Source organism: Paenibacillus sp. OT2-17 (assembly GCF_009827695.1).
Taxonomy (GTDB): domain Bacteria; phylum Bacillota; class Bacilli; order Paenibacillales; family Paenibacillaceae; genus Paenibacillus; species Paenibacillus polymyxa_B.
The window spans coordinates 1-4006 of the sequence record NZ_WUDQ01000332.1; the positions used below are offsets into that span (position 1 = coordinate 1).

Annotated in this window: 4 protein-coding genes and 1 pseudogene; 3 read left to right on the forward strand and 2 right to left on the reverse strand. The window is 42.6% G+C overall.

The window, feature by feature from the left end; genetic code table 11:
• Both GRP75_RS20585 and GRP75_RS20590 read right to left on the reverse strand, forming a co-directional pair.
• A partial coding sequence (locus tag GRP75_RS20585; RefSeq protein ID WP_160790230.1) for a GerAB/ArcD/ProY family transporter occupies nucleotides 1-817 on the reverse strand: 817 nt, incomplete at its 3' end.
• Between the two features lie 143 nt (nucleotides 818-960).
• A pseudogene (locus GRP75_RS20590) lies at nucleotides 961-1297 on the reverse strand (spore germination protein); the annotation flags it as partial.
• Between the two features lie 295 nt (nucleotides 1298-1592).
• Between GRP75_RS20590 and GRP75_RS30335 the strand changes: the two are divergent.
• The 3 genes from GRP75_RS30335 to lpdA form a co-directional block, all read left to right on the forward strand.
• Entirely contained in the window at nucleotides 1593-1727 is a 135-nt protein-coding gene (locus GRP75_RS30335) for a hypothetical protein (protein WP_272917227.1), read from the forward strand.
• Between the two features lie 158 nt (nucleotides 1728-1885).
• On the forward strand, nucleotides 1886-2326 hold the full coding sequence (locus GRP75_RS20595) for an OsmC family protein (RefSeq protein ID WP_160790231.1): 441 nt from the start codon (nucleotides 1886-1888) through the stop codon (nucleotides 2324-2326).
• Between the two features lie 58 nt (nucleotides 2327-2384).
• Nucleotides 2385-4006, forward strand: a 1622-nt coding sequence (gene lpdA, locus GRP75_RS20600) for a dihydrolipoyl dehydrogenase (protein ID WP_160790232.1), incomplete at its 3' end; no start/stop codon positions are given.

Sequence of the window (4006 nt, forward strand, 5' to 3'; positions counted from 1 at the left end):
CCAGACGTTCAAAAAGAAATCCGGGGATTTCAAAACTGCGTATTAAATTAATGGTGGGCCAAGTACTTGTCACAGTGGAGTCCATCGATAACCCGCCGATCACCATAACTACGGTCAGAAAGTACAAAACCCAAGGGATACTGATCCCCACTACCATGGCCTTAAATGCTTTTTCAGGGTGCTGCAGAAAAGCGACTAGTGTCATGACGACTTCGCATCCAGCATAAACAAGAATAGTCGATTTTAGTCCCTTGATGATAGGTAAAATCCCGTCACTCAATACGGGACGAAGATGATCAATTTCAAATATCCTTAAACTAAAGACAAAACAGAAAAGCAGAAAAAAGAGACTAATCGGAAGTACAATCTGGTATAGCCGAGCGATGGAGTTAATACCTCCAAAAACCAAATAACTTCCTACCCAAATAAATGGAATCACAATCGCCCAGTTGGGTGTGCCTTCAAGCAGATAAAACATCGTCACTTCAGCAAAAACCCGAATCTCGAGGCCAGCGATGATTAAAAAATATATAATCAATAATACACTTAAAAATCCTCCCGGGATGATGCCCACAATTTTTCTGGAGTATTGATACACGGTGTTTCCAGGAAACTGTTGACTTAATTTCACCATCAGCCAAACGACTAATATGACAATACATCCACCGATGAGGACAGAAAGCCATCCATCAGGAGTCTGTACCTTTTCAGTTACATTTCTCGGCAGTGTCAAAATCCCTGCCCCCAATACGGTATTGGTCAGGAATACAGCGGCCTGCTTCGTTGTGATCTTATCATCAGAGCGTGTAAATACCATAGCTCCTCCTTCGTCTTAGCATCATGGCTTACGTTTGCTTTGCTGCGTTTTCATCATAATAGGTCTTCTTTTCATCAGAGATATAGGAGCTTAGGAATACAAAAATTCCAGTTACTTATACTTTCCTGTTGTTCCTGTTAGGGTTGCTGATCTTTAAACATCAAAAATCTGCAATACCTGCTTGTTCATAATCTCTTTATCCTGCATACCTTCTATGAAGACAAACACGGACCGTGCATGAAATTTCTTCACCACAAACTCACGAAAATGCGCATCACTATTTTCACCTATAACCTCACGAATTGTCTTAAAGTCGGAATCATAATTCCCTGTAATTTTAGAGCTTGGCTCATGCTGTTGATTCGCGTGGCCTTCGTTATGTTCATCAGAGAACGAACGATGGTTAGGAATAATCAACGCGAGAGCGGCCTGAAATAATGTAACCCAGCTCGGAATATAAGAAATTATTTTAAACCACATGATAATCACCTCTAAACGATTCAATTCATTTCCCCATAAGATACAAGTTGTTCATAAAGTATTCCTTATAAAGGTTGTATTAACACATGAGTCGGAAAGATTCGCTCAATAAATAGAGCGTGTGATCATGAAATACATTGTTTCCAAATCAAATTATTGTAGCAGATAAGCAAAAGAGGTTACGAAGCGCTTTTCTGGTTGTGGAAGTGAGTCGGGTAGACGAAGTAGTGACCAGCTTCTAGATTGCCTGGATCATTGTCTAGAATGGAAATAATTAGGAGTGTCACTTTGTTCGTTGAAAGAGCAGATTACTTACATAGGGCTTGTAATTAAACGTGAACGATTCTTAGCGAATGAAAGTGCTGATCCCTATGTCATTTTCCAAGATGATCAGGGCTTGCGTTTTATTGAAATTACCATCCTTTGGTAGAAACGATCGAAAATCGATTGAAGTGTATATCCTGCTTTCCTCAAGCTATGTTTATTCCAACAAATTACTTAGCTAACTATTGACTTTGAGTAAAAAGGTTGTTATTCTTTTCACAAGGTTAAGTTATTTTTTTCACAAAGAAAAGGGAGGCCATATTAATGTTAACTACGTTCAAAGCTACTGCCACAAAATTGCCAGAAGGCTTGCAGGTTGAGGCTCAATCCAGAGGCTTTAAAATCTTGATGGATGAACCCCAAGATTTAGGTGGAACAGATAAAGGGATGAATCCGGTCGAAGCGCTTCTGTGTGCGCTAGGAGCATGTCAGTACATCGTTGCTGCTGCTTTTGCGGATGCGTATAACTTTTCGTATGAAGAGTTGTATGTTGAGCTTGAAGGGGATTTGGACCCGGATGGGTTCATGGGGCTGGCAGATGTAAGAAGCGGTTTTCAGGAAATTCGTTTTGTAATGCACTTCAAAACGACCGAAAGTCAAGAAAAAGCAGAAGCTTTTGCGGCATTCATTGAGAAGACCTGCCCGGTTGGAGACTGCTTAGCGAACGGGGTTAAACTGGTGCAATCCGGTGTAGTCAGACACTAAACTATTCGCTAAAAGCGGCGCGGCTAGCCTTTTTTAGTAGTGAAGGAGCTTGAACATCATGGAAATTAAAATGTCAATGATTGCTGGGGGAAAAAAGGGGAAAGCAGGAACAATCAATGTGCAGCTAGGGGAGAAGGTTTCTTTTGGAGACTTACTCGTCGAGGTTGAAACGGGAAAAGGCAATCGAGAAATTACAGCGACCGCAGAGGGGACCATCAGCCACATTTTCTTTGAAGAAGGTGGAGAAATTTCTTCTAACCAAGTTTTGTTCAGGTTGGAAACTGCTGTAGAAGACACGGTTGTATTATCTGAGCCGCAGGCTGCTGCAATGGAACAGCCAGTCATGGCTAAGAAAGTTGAACTATTGATTATTGGGGCAGGACCAGGTGGGTATGTATCCGCGATTTATGCAGCCAAAAAGGGGATTAAGGTTACATTAGTTGAAAAGGAAGAATTAGGCGGTACCTGTTTAAATGTAGGTTGTATTCCAACCAAATCACTGGTTAAATCTGCTGAAGTTTGTCACCATGTCAAACAGTCGTCTTTGTTTGGCATTCACACGGGAACGGACCTTCAAGTCGATATGAAGCAGATTATTCGTCGTAAAGATGAAATCAAGGGAAAATTAATTTCCGGGATTGACTACTTGATGGAGAAGAATGATATTGAAGTTATCCACGGGCAAGCTTCTTTCTTATCCGCACATGAAGTGAGTGTAAAAGGACAGAACCAGTACCATATTTCAGCGAACGACATCATCGTAGCGACAGGCTCCAAAATTGCCAAGGTGAATATCCCTGGCATTGATCTTCCTTTTGTGATGAACAGCACTGATGCGCTTGCATGCACCGAACTGCCGAAGAGCATCACGATCATCGGCGGGGGTGTCATTGGTATGGAGTTTGCTTTTATCTATCGTTATTTGGGCGCTGAAGTGCATGTAGTTGAATTTATGAGCCGACTGTTGACGATGATCGACAGTGATATTTCCGAAGAAATCAAACATTCTGCGGAGCAAGCAGGGATTCATATCCATACGGACTCGAAGGTAGCCAAAATCCAGCGTGCTGACGATGGACAAGCGATCGTAAATTATGAGGATTCCCAAGGTGAGCACCTCCTCGTTAGTGAAAAAGTGTTGGTGGCCGTTGGACGTGAGCCTAACTTGGAGGGTTTGGAGGTTGAACGAGCCGGAATTCAGCTTAATGAACGTGGGCGAGGCATTGCCGTGAACGAACACATGCGTACAAACGTCGAACATATCTATGCGATAGGCGATGTTACGAATATTATGCAGCTTGCACATGTCGCCTCGCATCAAGGCATTACAGCCATCGATGGGATAGTAGGCGAATCGGGAGGCATGCACTATACGGCAATCCCGAACGTGATTTTCACTTCACCAGAGATAGCCAGTGTAGGTCTATTAGAGGATGAATGTAAACAGCAGGGGATGGATTACAGCGTGAGTAAGGTTTCCTTTGCCAGCAATGGTAAGGCGTTAACAATGAATGAACCGGAAGGTTTTATTAAATTGATAAAGGATAATCGCTCACAAAGAATAGTTGGAGGGTCGATTATTGGTCCCGATGCGTCTTCCCTGATCAGTAGCTTAACGCTTGCAATTGCCAATGAGCTGACGGAGCAACAAATCACGCACACCGTGTTTGCTCACCCGAC

Coding starts and splice junctions, on each gene's coding strand:
- GRP75_RS20595 (WP_160790231.1), top strand. CDS start 1,886: ATGTTAACTACGTTCAAAGCTACTGCCACAAAATTGCCAGAAGGCTTG.